Annotated in this window: 17 protein-coding genes and 1 pseudogene; 9 read left to right on the forward strand and 9 right to left on the reverse strand. The window is 70.8% G+C overall.

Annotated elements, in window-relative coordinates; genetic code table 11:
* Both AB0B01_RS29305 and AB0B01_RS29310 read right to left on the reverse strand, forming a co-directional pair.
* A partial coding sequence (locus AB0B01_RS29305; protein WP_361725484.1) for a transposase occupies positions 1-202 on the reverse strand: 202 nt, incomplete at its 3' end.
* A 183-nt stretch (positions 203-385) separates the two neighbouring features.
* On the reverse strand, positions 386-604 hold the full coding sequence (locus AB0B01_RS29310) for a hypothetical protein (protein WP_361725488.1): 219 nt from the start codon (positions 602-604) through the stop codon (positions 386-388).
* Between the two features lie 123 nt (positions 605-727).
* On the opposite strand from AB0B01_RS29310, the gene AB0B01_RS29315 reads away from it, so the two are divergent.
* Complete coding sequence (locus AB0B01_RS29315; protein WP_361725491.1) at positions 728-1,105, forward strand: hypothetical protein; 378 nt, start codon at positions 728-730, stop codon at positions 1,103-1,105.
* Between the two features lie 98 nt (positions 1,106-1,203).
* On the opposite strand, the gene AB0B01_RS29320 is transcribed toward AB0B01_RS29315, so the two are convergent.
* The 3 genes from AB0B01_RS29320 to AB0B01_RS29330 form a co-directional block, all read right to left on the reverse strand.
* Positions 1,204-2,322: a magnesium and cobalt transport protein CorA gene (locus AB0B01_RS29320; RefSeq protein ID WP_361725494.1), complete on the reverse strand. Its 1,119-nt coding sequence runs from the start codon at positions 2,320-2,322 to the stop codon at positions 1,204-1,206.
* Positions 2,323-2,527: 205 nt separating this feature from the next.
* Complete coding sequence (locus AB0B01_RS29325; RefSeq protein ID WP_361725530.1) at positions 2,528-3,337, reverse strand: inositol monophosphatase family protein; 810 nt, start codon at positions 3,335-3,337, stop codon at positions 2,528-2,530.
* A gap of 33 nt (positions 3,338-3,370) precedes the next feature.
* Positions 3,371-3,607: a hypothetical protein gene (locus AB0B01_RS29330; protein ID WP_361725497.1), complete on the reverse strand. Its 237-nt coding sequence runs from the start codon at positions 3,605-3,607 to the stop codon at positions 3,371-3,373.
* Between the two features lie 297 nt (positions 3,608-3,904).
* On the opposite strand from AB0B01_RS29330, the gene bla reads away from it, so the two are divergent.
* The 4 genes from bla to AB0B01_RS29350 all read left to right on the forward strand — a co-directional run bounded on the left by bla (position 3,905) and on the right by AB0B01_RS29350 (position 7,990).
* Positions 3,905-4,813 carry a class A beta-lactamase gene (gene bla / locus AB0B01_RS29335; protein ID WP_361725533.1) on the forward strand — a complete coding sequence of 303 codons (909 nt, stop codon included), beginning with the start codon at positions 3,905-3,907 and terminating at the stop codon, positions 4,811-4,813.
* Between the two features lie 306 nt (positions 4,814-5,119).
* Positions 5,120-5,860: a methyltransferase domain-containing protein gene (locus AB0B01_RS29340; RefSeq protein WP_361725500.1), complete on the forward strand. Its 741-nt coding sequence runs from the start codon at positions 5,120-5,122 to the stop codon at positions 5,858-5,860.
* A 941-nt stretch (positions 5,861-6,801) separates the two neighbouring features.
* Positions 6,802-7,380 (forward strand): hypothetical protein, encoded by a 579-nt coding sequence (locus tag AB0B01_RS29345; protein ID WP_361725503.1) that lies wholly within the window; start codon positions 6,802-6,804, stop codon positions 7,378-7,380.
* Between the two features lie 202 nt (positions 7,381-7,582).
* On the forward strand, positions 7,583-7,990 hold the full coding sequence (locus AB0B01_RS29350; protein WP_361725506.1) for a helix-turn-helix domain-containing protein: 408 nt from the start codon (positions 7,583-7,585) through the stop codon (positions 7,988-7,990).
* Positions 7,991-8,023: 33 nt separating this feature from the next.
* On the opposite strand, the gene AB0B01_RS29355 is transcribed toward AB0B01_RS29350, so the two are convergent.
* Together AB0B01_RS29355 and AB0B01_RS29360 are read right to left on the reverse strand one after the other, a co-directional pair.
* Positions 8,024-8,476, reverse strand: coding sequence for a hypothetical protein (locus tag AB0B01_RS29355; RefSeq protein WP_361725508.1), 453 nt, complete (start codon positions 8,474-8,476; stop codon positions 8,024-8,026).
* Between the two features lie 32 nt (positions 8,477-8,508).
* Positions 8,509-10,044, reverse strand: a complete 1,536-nt coding sequence (locus AB0B01_RS29360) for a hypothetical protein (protein ID WP_361725511.1) — start codon at positions 10,042-10,044, stop codon at positions 8,509-8,511.
* A 277-nt stretch (positions 10,045-10,321) separates the two neighbouring features.
* Here AB0B01_RS29360 and AB0B01_RS29365 point away from each other — a divergent pair, with 277 nt between their 5' ends.
* The gene (locus AB0B01_RS29365) at positions 10,322-11,590 is read left to right on the forward strand and encodes an MFS transporter (RefSeq protein ID WP_361725514.1); all 1,269 of its coding nucleotides are present in this window, start codon (positions 10,322-10,324) and stop codon (positions 11,588-11,590) included.
* 140 nt (positions 11,591-11,730) lie between these two features.
* Here AB0B01_RS29365 and AB0B01_RS29370 read toward each other — a convergent pair whose 3' ends face one another.
* Positions 11,731-12,288, reverse strand: coding sequence for a TetR/AcrR family transcriptional regulator (locus AB0B01_RS29370; RefSeq protein ID WP_361725518.1), 558 nt, complete (start codon positions 12,286-12,288; stop codon positions 11,731-11,733).
* Between the two features lie 210 nt (positions 12,289-12,498).
* Here AB0B01_RS29370 and AB0B01_RS29375 point away from each other — a divergent pair, with 210 nt between their 5' ends.
* From AB0B01_RS29375 to AB0B01_RS29385, 3 genes are all read left to right on the forward strand, one after another.
* A complete protein-coding gene (locus AB0B01_RS29375; protein WP_361725521.1) occupies positions 12,499-13,494 on the forward strand; it encodes an oxidoreductase in 996 nt (331 codons plus the stop codon).
* Positions 13,495-13,931: 437 nt separating this feature from the next.
* Positions 13,932-16,754: a serine hydrolase gene (locus AB0B01_RS29380; protein WP_361725524.1), complete on the forward strand. Its 2,823-nt coding sequence runs from the start codon at positions 13,932-13,934 to the stop codon at positions 16,752-16,754.
* 153 nt (positions 16,755-16,907) lie between these two features.
* Positions 16,908-17,552, forward strand: a complete 645-nt coding sequence (locus AB0B01_RS29385) for a dihydrofolate reductase family protein (protein WP_361725527.1) — start codon at positions 16,908-16,910, stop codon at positions 17,550-17,552.
* Positions 17,553-17,571: 19 nt separating this feature from the next.
* Here the strand turns inward: AB0B01_RS29385 and AB0B01_RS29390 are convergent.
* Positions 17,572-17,729, reverse strand: a pseudogene (locus AB0B01_RS29390) (IS5/IS1182 family transposase); the annotation flags it as partial.

The following is a 17,729-nucleotide window of genomic DNA, read 5'->3' on the forward strand; positions in this document are numbered from 1 at the left end:
GCCAGACGCGGAAGCGTCCGTAGACGGTGGCCCAGGGACCGAACTCGGCAGGCATCTCCCGCCACTGGGCACTGGACCGGAACCGCCAGACCACACCCTCGAACTGCTCCCGCAACCGCTCCGGGTACGGGCCGTACCTACCGATCGGCAGATACGGCTCGATGAACTTCCACTGGGCATTGGTGAGTTGCCTGCGTGTCACGACCCCAGTCCTACCGGGTTCGACTCCGCGAAGAAGGCAGAACCCAGAAACTGATCACGACATCACACAGGCCCTAGCGTCCGCTGCGACGACGAGCGATCCGGTGTCCGCCCTGCCTTCTGCACGGTGGGGGTGGGCGGGACGTGGTGGTCGGATGTCCTACCGCCCGAAGAACGGCGCCGATCAGGAGTCGTGCACGGTCGAGGTCGGCTCGCGCACCATGAACACGTCCACCGGATCCTCGGCCTCCCCTGTGAACCCGTGCCGTTCGTAGAGCCGCCGGGCCGGACTGCCCTGCAGGACGTTCAGCCGGACCAGGGTGCCCTCGCGGTCGCACCGTTCCAGATCCGCCCGCAGTACCACGGCCCGCAACTCGGCCACCGCCTCGACGTCCGCCGCCAAAGCGGCCCGGATCCCCAGTCCGCCATGATCATCACGCTATCGTGCCGAACCCCGAGTGCGCCGCTTCGGCGGTGGAGGAAACCCCTTGGGGATCCTCGTGCCCGCCCGCATAGGCTCGGCCGCATGCCCCGCTCTTCGAAGAAGTCCCGCCGGCTCGTCGCCGACGGGCGCACCTACATGTGGACGGTCCGCCACGGCCACTGCGTGCTGGAGAACGGCGGCTGCCGCAAGACCCTCACCCTGCGCTCGCATCCGTCGGCCACCGGCGGCATGCTGCGCTTCGTCTTCGACGAGGGCCCCGGCCGGTACGTCTCGGGTTTCACCACGGGGTCGGGCGAGGTGGGGGCCGTCGGTGTCGGCGCCCTGAACCTGCACGAACCGGGCACCGTACGGTTCCTGCTCGACACCGCACTGGCCCGCGGGTGGGAACCGGGGGAGAGGCGGGAGGCGAGGTTCGACGGCTGGACCTTCCTTGAGGCGGCGGTCGCCGCCCGGGGCTGACGCCGCAGCCACGCCGCTGCAGCGGGGCCCGCAGCCGGAGCCCGCCCGCGCCGACCAAGTCCTGCCCTCGTTCCGGAGGGGGACTCGGGCGACCGGGACTACGGGTGTCCGTCCCGCAGGCCTGCCGGGATGTCCGGGCTGGGCTCCGCCGGGTGCCGTCGGCGGCGGAGCCAGACGTACAGCGCCAGGCACGGCAGCAGCAGGCCGATGACGGTGAGGGTGAGGAACGCGGTGAAGCCGCTGATCCGCCCCACCAGCCAGGAGAAGTTCTGGCCGAAGAAGCCGACCACGAAGGACAGGGGCAGGAAGACGGTGGCGAGGATCGTGAGCTGCTCCATCGTGGCGCTCTGCCGCAAATTGATCTTGTTTTGCTCGACGGAGATCACCGCGATGTTCGCTTCCAGGACGGTGGCCAGGAGGTCGCGCTGGGCGGCCACCTCTTCGTTGACCAGCAGCAGGTGGTCGTGCACGTTGTGGAAGTACGGCAGGAGTTCGGACGGCGACTTGCCGGGCTTGAGCAGGCGGGAGAGGACCGTGAGCAGCGGGTGCACGGCGCGGTAGAAGTCGGTGGCCTCACGCCTCAGGAAGTAGATCCGTTCGGTCGGGGCGACCGCCCCGGAGAAGACGGTGGCCTCGATCTGTTCGATGTCGCGGTCGAGTTCCGCGACGACCGGCGCGTAGCTGTCGACGACCTGGTCGAGGATCGCCCACAAGGTCGAGACGCTGCCGGTGCGCAGCAGCTCGGGTCGGCGTTCGAGCCGGCTGCGGGCCCCGTGCAGCTCGCTGGCGATGCCCTGGCGCACGGTGATCACGAAGCGCTCGGAGAGGAAGATGCTGATCTCGCCGGTGTCCACCTCCTCGCGCTCGTCGTCGTAGCGTGCGGTGCGCAGGATGATCAGCTCGGTGCCGTCCTCGTACTGCTCGGCCTTGGGGCGAAGGTGGAAGGTCTGGGCGTCCTCGACGGCGAGTTCGTGCAGTCCGAAGCTCTCCCGCACCTTGTCCATCTCCTCGGGACCGGGTTCGAAGATCCCCAGCCAGACGAAGCCGCCCTGCTCTCGGCATGCGGCCGCCTGCTCCAGCGACATCGGGCCTTCCTGCTGCCGGCGCCCGTCGCGGTAGTGCGCACAGTCGACGATCACGGCGTTTCCTCCTCGCGTCCGGCGGACGTGCACCGCCTCATCGCCGTCCGGCGGCGTGGCGCGCGTCGCAGCTGCCATACCGCCATGGTTGCTCGGTCGGTTGCGCGCGGGTCAGACGCCGGGCAGGGCGGTGTCCGGGACCGACCCCGGTGGCGTAGTCACCACGGTCGGACGGAGCCCGGCGAGGTCGGCCAACGCCGCCGTCGGCGGCGCGGCGTCAGCTGACCGGCGCCATCGGACCGCGCGGAGCCGGGTCCAAGGGCCCCGCATGCGGGATGACCAATCAGGCGCGGCGCCCGCCTCGGCCGGAAATCATCGAGATCAGCCGCTCGTGAGTCTCCAGATCGGCGGCCACGACGAGCCCGCGGCCGGCCTCTCCGATCGGGGCGCCGTCGACTCCGGTGACAACGCAGCCGGCGGCTCGGCACAGAGCAATACCGGCCGCGAAATGCACGCTCTGCGACAGATCTCCGCCATCGGTGACGTACGCGGCCCGCTTGCCGGCGGCGACCCAGGCCAACGCGAGTGTCGTGGAGACCACCCGGGGCCGGAAACGTGCGACGAACTCGGGGTGGGCCAAGAGGTCCACGGCCCGGAACGCCGGCGCGCCGGGAAAGGGCGGGTCCAGGTTGACGTCCACGAGGTGGGTGGCGGGCGTGGGCACCAGCTCTGCGTCGCCGTCGTCGTGCCGCACCCAGGCGGTCGCACCGTCGGTACAGAAGACCTCGCCGCTGAACGGGTCTCCCACCGCCGCCGCACCGCCGGGCAGCGCCACGTTGACGGCCACCAGCATGTTGCCGACGGCGTAGTTCAGCGTGCCGCACAACGGGTCCACCAGCCACTGCCGTGCAGCCTCTGCAGCACCCTGCTGCCCGCCCTCCTCCCCGAGCACGGCGTCGTCGGGCCGAGCGGCACGGATGACGCCGAGGATCGCCTTCTCGGCCTCGACGTCGGCGGTGGTGGCGAAGTCTCCGGCGCCCTTGTCTATGCGGTTGAGCCGTCGGCCGTACGAGCCGCGTACGACGTCCATCCCGGCACGAACCGCTGCCGTCGCAACCCCGGCATCGTCAAGGCCCTCATACGATGTGATCATGCCGCGCAGGATATCGACCGGCAACGGAGCTGATTAGGCGGGCAGCTCCCCCTCGGACGTGAAGAAGCGCAAGGAGACCGGAGCACCGTCCGGCCCGCGGCCGGGCGGGGAGACGAAGACGGCGTGCGAAGTCCCGGCCAGCTCCGGCACACGGCGGCGCTGGTCGTCACCGAGCGCCGTCTCCTCCAGCACCGCGGTCGGGCTCCCGCCGCGGCCGTCCCGCAGGCAGGCACCCACGATCGTGACGGGCAAACCCTGTGCTGCCCTCATCGGCAGCCGATCACCACAGCAGTGAACACCACACCGGGCAACGTAACAGGAAGGGCCGGGGGCAAGGGAGCGCGCCGTCGCAGGTCCGGGCTGGGGCCGGCCGGCTCACCGGCCGCGCTCGTACGCCCGGTCGGGTCTGGGGAAGAGGAGGTGAGCAGCTGCCCGGCGATTGCGGCAGTCAACAGGACGGAACGATTCCGTGTGGAGCCGCGTCCCCATAGGGGATGAATGGGATGGGTTGCCCAGAAAAAGAGGGCTGTTGGTCGCGGGCGGCCACACGAACAAGAGGAAGTGCTCATGGATGTGCTCCCCGGTCGGCGTCGGATCCTCGGCGGGGCTGCCGCGACCGCTCTCGCTGTCGTTCTCCCCCCGGGGGGAAGGGCCTTCGCGAAGGGCGCCGGGGAGGACGGGATCGCCGGCCGGCTGCGTGCACTTGAGCGGGCGCATTCGGCACGACTGGGCGTCTTCGCGGCTGACGCGGTCACCGGCAGGGCAGTGTTGTACCGCGCGGACGAGCTGTTTCCCATGTGCTCGACCTTCAAGACGATCGCCGTGGCCGCGGTGCTGAGGGACCTCGACCGCGACGGCAGGTTTCTCGCCAAGCGCATCCGGTACACGAAGACGGACGTCACGGAGTCGGGCTACGCGCCGGTCACAGGTATGTCCGAGACCCTCGAAGCCGGCATGACCGTCGAGGACTTGTGCGCGGCAGCCATCGACCACAGCGACAACGCCGCCGCCAATCTCCTGCTGCGTGAGCTCGGCGGCCCGGACGCGGTCACCCGCTTCTGTCGGTCCCTCGGCGACCGGGTGACCCGGCTCGACCGGTGGGAGCCCGCACTGAACTCCGGCGAGCCGGGAAGGGTGACCGACACCACGAGCGCGCAGGCCATCGGCCGCACCTATGCCCGGCTCACCATCGGGGATGCTCTCAGTACGCCGGATCGGGAGCGGCTGGCCGGGTGGCTGCTGGGCAACACGACCGGCGGCAACCGGCTGCGCGCCGGCCTGCCGAAGGATTGGAGCGTGGCGGAGAAGACCGGCACCGGCGGCTACGGCACCACCAACGACGTGGGCATCGCCTGGCCGCCCGGCCGAGGACCGATCACGATGGCGGTCCTTTCCACCCAGCACGATCCCGCCGCGCCGGCCGATGAACCGCTGATCGCCGATGCGGCCGCGCTGCTGGCGGCAGCCTTGCAGTGATCTCCAGAAGCGGAGGACGCCGGGGTCCGGTCAGGTGTGTCCGCCTCCACGGAAGGCCGGGCTCCCGCACCACTCCGGCGTCGGCCGCATCCAGCAGCGTCTTGCGCCGTTCCTCCAACGCCCGCTCCGCAGCGCCTTCTTCTGCCGCTTCTGCTCGCTGGCCCTTTTGGACTCACCTCGGTCATGCCCCCCGCATATTTGTACCTTCCACCAGTACGAAGTCCCCTGGATGACGGAGGAGACTTCCTGCCGAGGGCCGCGGCTCGTTCTGGGAGCCGACGCCACAAATCGAGGGGAAACGCCACGATGAGTGGTCAGTTGTACGACGGCATCGGCGAAGCATTCGAAGGCTTCAAGACCCTGCCCATCATTCGTTACACCGAGGTACCGGGCTTCCTCGCCCTGGTCGGCGACGTCACCGGCAAGTCCGTACTGGACGTCGCCTGCGGTACCGGCTTCTACAGCCGCGAGCTCAAGCGCCGCGGAGCGTCCCGTGTCTTCGGGTTCGACATCTCCAGCGCGATGATCGACGCCGCCGAGGCCCGCGAGCAGTCCGAGCCCCTCGGCGTCGAATACGAAGTCGGTGACACGGTCACCTTGCGAGACTTCGATCAACCATTCGACGTCGCCGTGGCCGTGCAGGCCTTCAACTACGCGAGCGACGTTGCCGAGATCGAGCAGATGATGCGCAACGTCCGGCGCAGCCTCGTTCCCGGCGGCGGGTTCTTCTTGTTCGTGCAGGACCCGGGCTTCGACTTCGACGGCCCGTCGCTGGCCAAGTACGGGTTCCTGTGCGAGGCAACCGGCAAGGACAACGAGATCGGCCGGGGGATCCGGCTCACGGCCCTGCTGGATCCGCCGGTCTCGTTCGAGGCCACCACGCCGTCGAAGGAGACGTACGAGCACACACTGACGGCTGCCGGGTTCACCGGGATCGAGTGGGTTCCGCTGGACGTCTCGGAAGCCGGGGTGGAGGAGTTCGGTGAGGACTTCTGGGCGGACTACGCCGCGAACCGGCCGCTGACCATGATCCGCTGCACCGCCTGACGGAGGATCTCGCAGGCCAACCCGGCCCTCCAGGGCCGGGTTTGGCCGGTCGGTGGAACGTAACCGCGGAGCGGCCGCGTTCGCGACGACGGCGAGCCGACGACCCGCGACGGCGGCTGCGCGGCGCGCACTCACGGATGCGTGGAGACGGGGCCGCGCCGAGCCCGCGGCCGGGGCCGGTTATGCAGGACCGCCGCCATCACCGAGCACGCAGCGCCCGGCCCCTTGGCGTACGTACGGCCACCACCCGCGCCGCTGCCCGGCGCCACTTGGTCGGGTTCCTCACCGGGGCGAGAGACCGCAGGGCCGCGGCGGCGGGGCTGTCAGGGCCACTGGGGCCGGCACCGTCCACCGACGTCATCCGCTTCGGCAGAGCGAACCGCCACAGGACGCGAGCACGGCACGCGGCTGCCGGACGGCGCGCGGCGCGTACAGGTCCGGGCGGGTGTTCAGCGGGGGTGGCGGTGCCGGCCGTGCTTGTGCGGTTCGCCGGTCGTCAGCAGCACGAGGGCCAGCCCGAGAGGCAGCAGGAACAGCAGCAACAGAGTCATGCAACCGCTCGTGCCCATCTTCGGGCCCGTGACACCGGGCGCACGCGTCCTGCGCTCCCGTGAGCGGTCGGGGGAGAAGTCATGCCGGGCTTGGAGGCCCGTAGGACAAGTGCCAGAACCGGCCGACCGGGGCCCCTGGCCGGATTGTCACACCGAGGCGTTACAGTGTGCGCCGCGGCTGAGGCGGCTGACCACCGTACTCCTCGGGCAGGGCCCGCCGCAGCATCTCTTGACATGTCGTCAGGGGCGTGCGGGGGACGGCCGGCCGCCCGGCTGTTGCGGCGCGTCCCCGTTCGGAATCGAGAAACAGCCAGGAGACCCATGAGAAATAGAGCGCGGAGAGCGAGCATTCTCGCCGCCGCCACCGCCGTCGCAGCCACAGGCATGTTCATGGCCGCACCGACCGCCAGCGCGGGCACGTCCGAGATCGTGAATCCCGGCTTCGAGAGCGGCAACCTGTCCTGGAACGAGAAGGTGACCCCGTTCGCAGGGCACCCCATCAACAACGCCTCCGCGTGGCCGGCACACTCGGGCACCGGCAAGGCGGAGCTGGGCGGTCAGGGCCTGACCGGCGTGAGCCGCATCTCGCAGCAGGTCACGGTCCCGGCGTACCGGGTTCCGGTGCTGTCGTTCTGGGTGCGCAGCGACGTGGTCAGCGGCGGGGCGAGCGGCTTCGGTTTCCGCCAGCTGATCGTGGAGGCCACGGCGGAGGACGGCACGCCCTACGAGCTGCACGACCGCATGAACAAGGCGGGCACCAGCGGTTCTTACGAGAAGGTGACGGTCACGCTGCCCGACGCCTTCTACAGTTCGTCTCCGCAGAAGGTGAACATCAGCTTCATGGCGATCGAGGACTCGGCGAATCGGATGCCGTTCCTGATCGACGACGTGAGCATGGAGTACCGCTTCAAGGCGATCGACCGTCCGGTGGTCATTCCCGGCGGGATCTTCCGGCCCATCGGGGGCTGATCCCCCGGCCGGGCTGCGCGGCGCGGCCCGCGTGCCACCACGGTGGCGCCGTGCCGCGATGCCGCCCGGTTCGGCCAGGATGAGGCGTCGATCCCTCGCCCGAGTGAAATGGCAGCCGATGTCCCGGTTACCCGTGGCCGCCGTCGGGACAGGTGCCGCGGAGGGTTGGTCACCGACCGGATACCGGCCTACCGTGTGGATCATGAGCGAGCCGTTGCATCCAGAGATGTTCGACCCCGTCTGCCCCTCGCCGCTGGTGCCGTTCCGGATCGGCGACAAGTGGGCCACGCTGATCCTCCGCTGCCTGGAGGGCGGCCCGCGCCGCTTCTCGGAGTTGAAGGTCCCGCTGCGCGGCATCACCTCCAAGTCGCTGACCCAGTCGCTGCGCGGGCTGGAGCGCGACGGCTTCGTCGTCCGCACCGAGCACGAGACGCCCGAGCGCCGCGTCGAGTACGCGCTCACCGCACTCGGCCGCGGGCTGCTGGGCCCCCTCGACGCGGCGTGCGCGTGGACGCGTGAGCACTGGGACGAGCTCATCGATGCCCAGGAGGCGGGCCTGTCGACCCCGGCGGCTCAGCACCCGGCACGGGAGCAGAGCACCAGGCGGTAGCCGTCCGAGTCCTCGATGGTGAGCGGCCCCGTCCTACGGCTTCATGAGCGTCATGGCGGCGGTGTAGGCGAGCAGTGCGCACGGTACGGAGATCAGGCACGCCAGGGCAGTGGCGATCGTCGCAGGTGTCCGGTATGCGCGGGGATCGGCGAAGTTTGCACAGATCAGCAGGGGCGTCGACGGCAGGTACATCCAGGTTCCTTCGAGGACGCCCATGACCGACCACCCCAGTACCAGGACAGCGGCGACCACACAGGACGTCATGAACCAGGCACGGTTCCCACGGAGGATGAGCGGCACCCCGAGCAGGAGCGCGGGGACGACGAGCAGGAAGACCGGCCCGCCATCGACGGCGACCGCGAGGGCGCAGGGCAGCGGGAGGACCAGAGCCGTCAGCCCGATCCTCGTCTGCCAGGGGTGAGCGGCACGGCTCCCCGCCCTGCCGGCTCGCCCTGCGCCCGATGCGGTGTCCGCGACGACTGCCATGCGTTCCTCGATCCTCGTCGATTTGAACGCGTTCAGCCTATCGCATCCCTCTTGTGGAGTGCCCCAGTTGGCGGGGCGGGCATCGGCTCCTGGCGCGCCCAGGGTGCCAGGTACGCGCGGTAACCGGGCCGGCCCGGCAAATCGGGCAGCGGGTGAGGGTGCCAGTCGTGAGCCCAAGGCGGTGGTTGAAGGCCACCCGACACCAGCACTGCCGTCGGTCGGGTCCGCGCCAGGGAGATGAGCCCGCGGGCGGTGATGCTGCCGTCGTGGCCCCCGTACACCTGCCGGGCGGCGCATCCGGTGGCGAACGCGGCACGGACCGCCTCTGTGCCGCTGAGGACGCATGGCGGGCGCACACCCAGGCGGCGGAGTTCGCCGGCGACTGCGGTGAATGCCGCCCGGTCGGCGCGGCTGCGGGCCGCTGCGCCACCGGCGATCGCGAACTGCAGAGCCAGATGGGCGACCAGGGCGGCACAGAGCGCGCCGAGGGCCAGCGGGCGGGTGCGGCACGCGGTGATCAGCCGTGCCAGGCCCAGTGCGACCGGGAGGGCGAGCAGCCCGTATGCGGGCAGCAGAAAACGCGGAGCCGCATATCCGATCATCAAGAGGTAAGGCACGGCAAGGAACAGCGCGACCGCAGTGGGCACGGCGACCTGCTTCAGCCTCCCGCTGCGGAATGCGACGAAGAGGCCGCCCGCGGTCAGCGGTGGCACGGCGAACCACCACAGGGCCGTGACGGGCCGGGACCACGGCACATCGCACGGGCGGCACAGGGTCCGCCCGTCGAGCGAGCGCATCTGGTCGGCGAACGCCGGGTTCCAGCCCAGACCGCCTTGGATCTCACTGGCCCTTCGCAGCCTGGGCAGGACGCCGCCGTAGCGGAGGTGGGCCTCGACGGCCCATTCCGCGCAGCCCGCAACGAGGCCGACGACCAGCGCCGCCGCAAGGGCGGCCCGTCGCCAGGGAGGAACGGCCAGCGCGACGCAGAGCAGAGGCAGGACCAGCCAGACCGCGTCACCGGGCCGCATGAGTGCGGTGAATGCCACCCCCGAGGCGACGCCGGCCAGGGCGAGGCGGTCCGCGGGATGGCGGGCAGCCCTCAGGAAGCACCCGACGGTGAAAAGCGCCCCGAAGGCCACCCAGAGATTGGGCATGGCCTGGGGACCGTAGAACACGGTCGTCCACAGCCCCGCGAACAGGCCCCCCGCCAGAGCCGGCACGGGGGTGGGAAGCAGCCGTCTCCACACCCACAGCGAGAGCAGTAGTCCCGCGGCCGCCAGAACTGCCAGGTAGACCCGCAGCGCCAGTACGGAGGAGGTGATCGCGACGACCGGGGCCACCAAGTAGGTGATCCCGCGGGCGCGGGGAGCGCTGAAGAACGCGGCCGGGGAGGCGGGGGACACCTGGCTGACGTACACCGTCTCATCCCACCCCAGGCCGGTGCCCCGTACGGCGAGGAGGAGCTGGACGACGGCGTACCCGGCGGCGACGGACCCCAGCCGAACCAGGTCGCCGGAGCGGCCGCGGACCGTGATGGTGCCGGCCCGGGCGTTCGGCGGACTTGGCACCGCTACTGCCTTCTGGGGCATCGACGTACCTCCGAGACGTCCGAGGCGAAGGGCGTGGGGGCAGCACCACCCTGCCCGGCCCGGGACGACCACGCCATTCCGGGCGGCAGCCGGCCGACGCGGCAGGCCGATGCCTTCACGACACAACCGTTCGTTGTGATCGCTGTCCCTCTGGTCGTCGGTCCGCAGGCTGGTCGTTTGGTCCCCAGGCCTGCTGCCCGCTTTGATGCTTCCGGTCGCGGATGATCGTGCGGGTGAGTGGTGAGGGGTGTCGGGCATGAGGAGCGGGCGCCGGCGGGGACATCTGCTCGGACACCGTCTGGGCCGGCGGTTCGGCTGGCTCTGGGGCGCGTACGGGACCAGCGCGCTCGGCACGTGGCTCGCCTTCGGTGCCTTCCCGCTGATCGCCGTCCAGGTGCTGCACGCCGGACCGGCCGAGGTCGCCGCGCTGTCCTCCGCGGGCGCTGCGGTGGGCGCGGCCGTGGCGGTGCCGCTCGGCCCCTGGGTGGAATTCCGCCGCAAGCGGCCGGTGCTGATCGCGATGGACCTGGTGCGGTTCGCGGCGCTGCTGACGATCCCCACCGCCTTCGCCCTCGGCGTGCTCGGCTTTCTTCAGCTCCTGCTGGTCTCGGTCGTCGTCGCGGCGGCCGACATCACCTTCCGCGCCGCCTCCGGCGCGTACCTGAAGACGCTGTTGCCGGCCGAGGACCTGCTCGTCGCCAACGCCCGATTCGAGTCCACGACCTGGACGACCACGATCATCGGACCGCCGCTGGGCGGCGCGGCGATCGGGCTCCTCGGCCCGGTGGCGACGGTGGTGGCCGACGCGGTCAGCTACCTGCTCTCGGCCCTGGGCATCCGCGCGACGGGCGGCCACGAGCCGCGGCCCGAGCGCCCGGATGCCGCGCGCATGCGGGCCGGGGACCTGCTCGACGGTTGGCGGTACATCCTCGCCGATGCGACGCTGCGTCCGCTGTTCTTCAACACCGCCTGCTTCAACGGCCTGCTGATGGCCGCCGAGCCGCTGCTGGTCGTCCTGATGCTCGGCCGGCTCGGGTTCACCCCATGGCAGTACGGCCTCGCCTTCGCCGTGCCCTCCATCGGCGGCCTGCTCGGTTCACGGCTGGCCCGACCGCTCGCCACCCGATTCGGGCAGCACCGGGTCCTGGTCGCGGCCGGGACGCTGCGCGCGCTCTGCCCCATCGGGCTGGCCCTCCCGGGGCCGGGTACCGGGGGACTGCTGCTGGTGATGGGCGTCGAGTTCGGGATCATCTTCTGCTGCGCGGTCTTCAACCCCGTCTACGCCACCTACCGCCTTGAGCGCACCGCGTCCGACCGGGTGGCCCGCACGCTGTCCGCCTGGGCGGTGACGACCAAGACCTCGACCGCGCTCCTGACGGCCGTCTGGGGCGTGCTGGGCGCCCTGCTCGGCCCGCGTACGGCCATCGGCCTGGCCGGCGTACTGCTCCTGGCGACGCCCCTACTGCTCCCGCGCCGCGCGGCAGCGCCGCTGCGCGAGCCGGAAACGACACGGAGCCGCGCCTGACGGACCGGGAAATTCGGCCGATGTGGGCGGCGGACCAGCGCGGGCGAGGGAAGGGCGGCTCCGAAGGCCGGTGCGCTCCCCAGCCGCGCTGCTGCGCCCGCACCCGCCGCCGAGCTCCTCGCCCCTGCGCTCGGGTTCGGTCATGTAGCCGGCAGCGCGCGGGCGTGCGCGGCGGCCAGGACAACGGCCACTGCCCGGTCGGCAGTCGTCTCGTCGACCGGTTCGTCGGTGAACACGAGGCGGAAGTAGATCGGCGCAACGAGGGCCTTGAGGAGTTCGTCGGGGTCGGTTTCGGTGGGCAGTTCGCCGCGCTCGACGGCTCGGGTCACCACGGGTTCCGCCCGCCGGAAGCGGTCCTCGAAGAGTGCGCGCTTGATCTCGGTGAGCTGCGGCAGGCGCCCGGCGTCCGAGAGGACGGTGGCCAGCAGGGCGCGGCCCGCGCGTGTGGTCATCGTGGTGACGAGCGAGCGGGTCAGTGCGCGCAGGTCGCTTTCCACCGCCCCGGTGTCGGGGATCGTGATGGCGGTGGCGAAGTGGCGGGTCAGCGCGTCCGCGATCAGGCCGTCGGAGGTCTTCCAGTTCCGGTAGATCGTCGTCTTGTGCACGCCGGCCCGTTGGGCGACGCCCTCGACGGTCAGTGCGGCGTACCCGGTCTCCGTGAGCTCGGTGACGGTCGCCTCCAGCACGGCGGCACGCATCTTGTTGCCCCGCCCGACAGCGGGGCCACGCCCTGAGGACGACCCGGAGGACTCCATTGCAACTCCTGGTTGCGTTAGTGGCGGACTTACGACAGCATCAGCATATTGCAACTCGAAGTTGCAATGCGCCTGCGCCCTCCTGCGCACTCCTGCGTCCTGGTGCGCCTGTTGCGCCCCCATGCTCCTGACCCACCCACGGATCGAGGTCCCATGACCCCTCACCTCCGGGCGTCCGCCCGAGCCTCCCTGCACGAACGCTGGACGCCGGACTCCATCCCCGGCCAATCCGGGCGCCGGGCCGTGGTCACCGGCGCAAACAGCGGCATCGGGTACGTCACCGCTCGCGAACTCGCCCGTCGCGGCGCCCATGTCGTACTCGCCTGCCGCAGTCGCGAGCGCGGGCAGGACGCGCTGGAGCGGCTGCGAACCGAAGTCCCCAACGCCCACGCCGAACTGCGCCTGCTCGACCTCGCCGACCTGAAGTCCGTCCGTCGGTTCGCTGAGGACTGGAGTCACGACCGGCTCGATCTCCTGGTCAACAACGCCGGTATCGCCATGGTGCCGTTCTCTCGGACCACCGACGGTTTCGAGTCCCAGTTCGGCGTCAACCACCTGGGCACGTTCGCGCTCACCGGCCTCCTCATGCCGCACCTGCTGACCGCCCCGGACCCGCGCGTGGTCACGGTCAGCAGCGAGGGCCAGCGATTCGCCCGGTTCGACGTGACCAACCTCAACGCCGAGCGCAGCTACCGCGCGATGTTCGCCTACCTGCAGTCGAAGCGGGCCAACCTGTACTTCGCCACGGAACTGCAAAGAAGGGCCCACAATGCCGGGCTGAGGCTGCGCAGCATGGCCGTCGCCCCCGGACTCACGCGCTCCAACGTACTCACCGGCGGCGCCAACAGCACCCGGGGCCGCGCCTACGCGACCCTCATGCGGTTGCTCTTGCGCAGCGCCTTCCGTCCCACACCGGAGGGCGCCAAGACCTCCCTGTACGCCGCGACCGTCCCCGATCTGCCCGGAGGGAGCTACGTCGTACCCGACGGGCCGTTCCAGCTCCGCGGCGAACCCGTCCTCCGCAGCCGGGAGCGCGCCATCCAGGACCCCACCACGGCACACCGGTTGTGGAGCCTCTCGGAGCAGCTCACCGGCGTGCTCTACCCCCTTCCCACGAAACCGGTCACAGGTATCGCGCGCTGTCGGTGACGGAGGCGGCCGCCGACCGGCGGGTCCACCCCTTCTCGGCTTCTCGGCCCGTCGTGGCCGGGCTCCACCAGGCGGCCTTCGAAGCCGGCGGCTGCAGCCTTCTCGTACCGACGGTCGCCTGGCGGTTCACCTCCTCTTGCGAGCACGACCACGTGCCCACCGGGCGGGAAGCCGTGCCGCACAGGGCCGCCCGCCCGCGACGGTGACGGCCGGTTTGACGGGTGACGTAAAGACAGGGCGGCTGGAGGACACCGCCTCATCGGCCTCGTCATGGCCGCGGCGCGGGAACGGAACTCGTCCGGCATGTGGTGCCGAACCATCCCAAGATCGAGCAGGTGGAACGAGCCGTGCGCTGCGTACGTCTAGCAGTGCGGCGACGCTCCGCAGGGCATCGCCGCACGGTATCTGCACAGTGTGAGCGGCAAGGCGGGGCTGGGATGAAGGCGATGACGGTGGCCGGCGGTTCTTCGGACGACCCGGAGCGGGAGGTATCCACCACCACAGGGGCGGCCCCCGACGACACACCCAGGGAAGAGGACACTGAGGACGTCACCGAGGCCGATGCCGACGGCGCGCTCCTCACCCGCGGCGCTGATTCCCCGGGCGATGAGCCCGAAGACAGGGCCGAGGCCGGTGAGCCCGAGCCTGCGCGCGATACCGCCCGGCAGGAGACAGATGCCGGGGCTGACCGCACGGGCGCGGTCTCGACGCCCGCACCCCAGCCTGACGCAGCAGGGACCGAAGCCGCGAGCAGCGGCGCGAAGGCTGGGTCCTCGGCCGGCAGCCACGCCAACGCCGCGGCCGAAACCGGTGGGACGACCGGCCGCACGCAGTCCGCGCGCCGTACTGCCACGCCCGCCGACACCCCCAAGGCCAAGGCCGAAATCAAACCCGGGGGAACGACCGACCGTTCGCCGGCCGTGGCGCGGCCCACGGCGGACAACGCGGCTGAGCCTCCTTCCGCCGCCGAGGACAACGCGGACACTGAAGCGGGGGCCGCCCAGGCCGGCACCGAGGCCGAGCCCGCGGCCGCGGCGGACAAGGACACGGAAGCCAAGGCCGGGCAGGGAGCCGACGACACGCAAGTTCTCGCCGTGCCCGCACGTACGGCCGCCAAGCCCAACAGCGACACCGGGGCCGATGACACGGAGGCCACGTCACCCGAGCCCAAGGCCTCCGCGCCGGGCAAGAAGCCCAAGAGCGGGACTCGACCCGCCCCTGAGACCGAAGCCAACGAGCAGGCCGCCGGCAAGCTGACGCTCACCGAGCCCACATCCAACATGGTGGGGGCGGGCTCCAAGGCCGGTTCCAAGCCCGCCCCGGACGCCGAGGCGCCCGCACCCGACGCCGCCGCGGCGAGCAGCGAACCCGGAGGCGGCCCTCGGCCCACCGCGCCCGAGTCGGATGAGGCGCCCACGCACCGCACCGGGACTCCAGCCCAGCCCGACGAGAAGGCCGACCGCACGCTGACGCTCAGCAAGCCGGTACGCGACACCGCCAAGGCCGGGACCAAGCCCACGACGCGCGCGGAAGCGCCGGATGACGGGACCAAGGCCGGGGCCGCTCCAGCACCCACAGCCGACGCCGCGACGGAGACGTCCAGGGATGGCAGCAAGGCGCGTCGCGATGCGAACAAGGAAGCTCGGCCCTCGGTCGGAGCAGAGGGCGCCGAAGAGCCGGGCGACGGTTCCGACGCCCCTGGTGACCAGCGCGACACTGACGCCGACACGAGCACCGACACCGGCACAACCACCGACACCAGCACCGAGGTCAAGCCCAAGCCCAAGCCCACGGCCGAGGGCGAAGCACGGAAGGTGCCCGCATGGGCTCGGGGGCAGGACAGCGACTCCGAGCGGACGAGCCAGTTCGTCGCCCTCAAGCCGCTCGACGTGCCGGCGCCCGCCGCTGCGCGGCCCGAGCCGCAACCCCAGGCCCCCGCGCCCGCGACGCCCAAGCCACCGCTGGATCTGCTGGCCGAGCTCACCAACACTCCTGCCCCGCCGGAGACCCCCCGCCGGACCGCGCTGCGCCGCATCAAGGTGTGGACGCCGATCCTGTTGCTCCTCGCCGGGGCCTACGCCGGCGCCCAGTTGCTGCGTCCGCTCCCCACCCCCCAGGTCGTCGCCACCGAGACCGATGACACCGTCGACGGGCAGTTCTCCATCCCCTGGCCCGCCAAGGGCCAGGGAGCCGTCCGCGTCCCCGGCTCCGGCGACGTCGGCACGTTCGGCGAGCAGAAGCCCGTCCCCACGGCCAGCGTGGCCAAGGTGATGACGGCCTACGTGATCCTCAAGGGCCACCCCCTGCGCAAGAACGATCCCGGTCCCGACATCACGATCGACGCGAAGGCCGTGGCCGACGGCAACGCCGAGAACGAGTCCCGGATCCAGGGGCTGACCGCCGGGACGAAGTTCAGCCAGCAGGACATGCTCAAGATGCTGATGATTCCATCGGGCAACAACGCCGCCCGACTGCTGGCCCGCTGGGACACCGGCAGCGACTCCGAGGCCGCGTTCGTGGACAAGATGAACGCCGCCGCCAGGGACCTCGGGATGAACGACACCACGTACACGGACCCCAGCGGCCTGGACGCCGGCACCGTCAGCACCGCCACCGACCAGGTAAAGCTGGCCGAGGCGGTGATGAAGGACGAGGTCTTCCGCGCGATCGTCGCCATGCCCAGCGCACCCATCAAGGGGCTGGCACAGCCGCTCATCAACAACAACGAGCTGCTCGGTGTGCAGGGCCTGAGCGTACGCGGCATCAAGACCGGCTCCAGCACACCGGCCGGTGGAGCACTGATGTGGGCGGCGTACAAGTCGGTCGGCGACGAGACCCCGCTGATCCTCGGCACGTTGATGGAGCAGCGCGTGGAGGGCCCGGACCCGAACGCGACCAAGAGCCTGGCCCTGGTACAGACGAACAGCAAGAGGATCATCGAAGCGGTGCGGACGGCCCTGGCGTCCACCCCGCTCGTCCGCAAGGGCGACACGGTCGGTCACGTGGACGACGGCCTCGGCGGCCGCACCCCGCTCGTGGCCACCAGGGATCTGAACGTGATCGGCGTTCCGGGCCAGCAGTTCAAGCTCACCGTCGCCGCGGCCGCCGGCGCCTCGCCACTGCCGCACAAGGCGAAGGCCGGCACGGAGGTCGCCACCCTGAAGGCCGGCGACGGTGAAGGAGCCAAGAGCGTGCCGGTGGCCGTCAAGAACGCCCTCCCGGAGCCCTCCTTCGTCAGCAGGCTCACCCGCCTCGGCTGAGCGGGGCGCCGGCCCTCGACCGGCTCGCCGCCTACTTCGGCCGGACCGTCTAACCCTCGACTGGGTGAAACCGGGTTCCGTCGTGGCGATGAGTCTGAGGGCGCCCGTAGGTCTATCTCTTGACGGGGACAACCGACTCATCGGGAGTAAGCCATGGGCCTCATTGATATCGAGCTGTTCGCGACCCTCGACCTCGTCGGGCAGGCGCCCGGCGGCCCCGACGAGGATCCGGTGGGGTTCCCGTTCGGCGGCTGGCAGGCGCCCCTGCTGGACGAGGTCGCCGGGGCGCAAATCGATGCCGCGTATGAGGGCACGGACGCCCTTCTGCTCGGTCGGCGGACGTACGACATCTTCGCCGCTTACTGGCCCCACCAGGAGGGTGGCGAGGACAGCGAGTTTGCCAGGCTCTTCAACAGTGTCCCGAAGTACGTGGCCTCGCGCGGCAGGCCCGACCTCTCGTGGGCCGGATCCACGCAGCTCGGCCCGGACCTCGCCGACGCGGTGCGTGAGATCCGTGAGCGGCACGAGCACGTGAAGGTCGTAGGGAGCCTGAACCTCGTGCAGACCCTTCTGCGGGAGAAGCTCTTCGACCGTCTCGACCTCTGGCTGCACCCGATCGTGCTCGGCGTCGGGAAGAAGGTGTTCGACGATGGCGCGGTGCCCACCAACGTCACGCTCCTCGCACCCCCGGTGGCCAGCCCGAAGGGCACCGTGTACTTGCGCTACGGGCTTGCCCGCGGCACTCCCGCGACAGGGGACATGAGCGCACCCGATCGCGGTGCCGCAAACGACGACTAGGGCCTGTGTGATGTCCTGATCATTCGTTGGTCTTGAGTAGGTCGTCGATCCAGATCATTGCGGCGCGGAGGTGGAGGCCGGCGAGGTAGCTTTCGGGCGATTTGTCGTAGCGGGTGGCGATGCCTCGCCAGGCCTTAAGCTTGTTGATCAGGCGCTCGACGGTGTTCCGCTGCTTGT

The organism is Streptomyces sp. NPDC044571, from assembly GCF_040647115.1.
GTDB lineage: Bacteria > Actinomycetota > Actinomycetes > Streptomycetales > Streptomycetaceae > Streptomyces.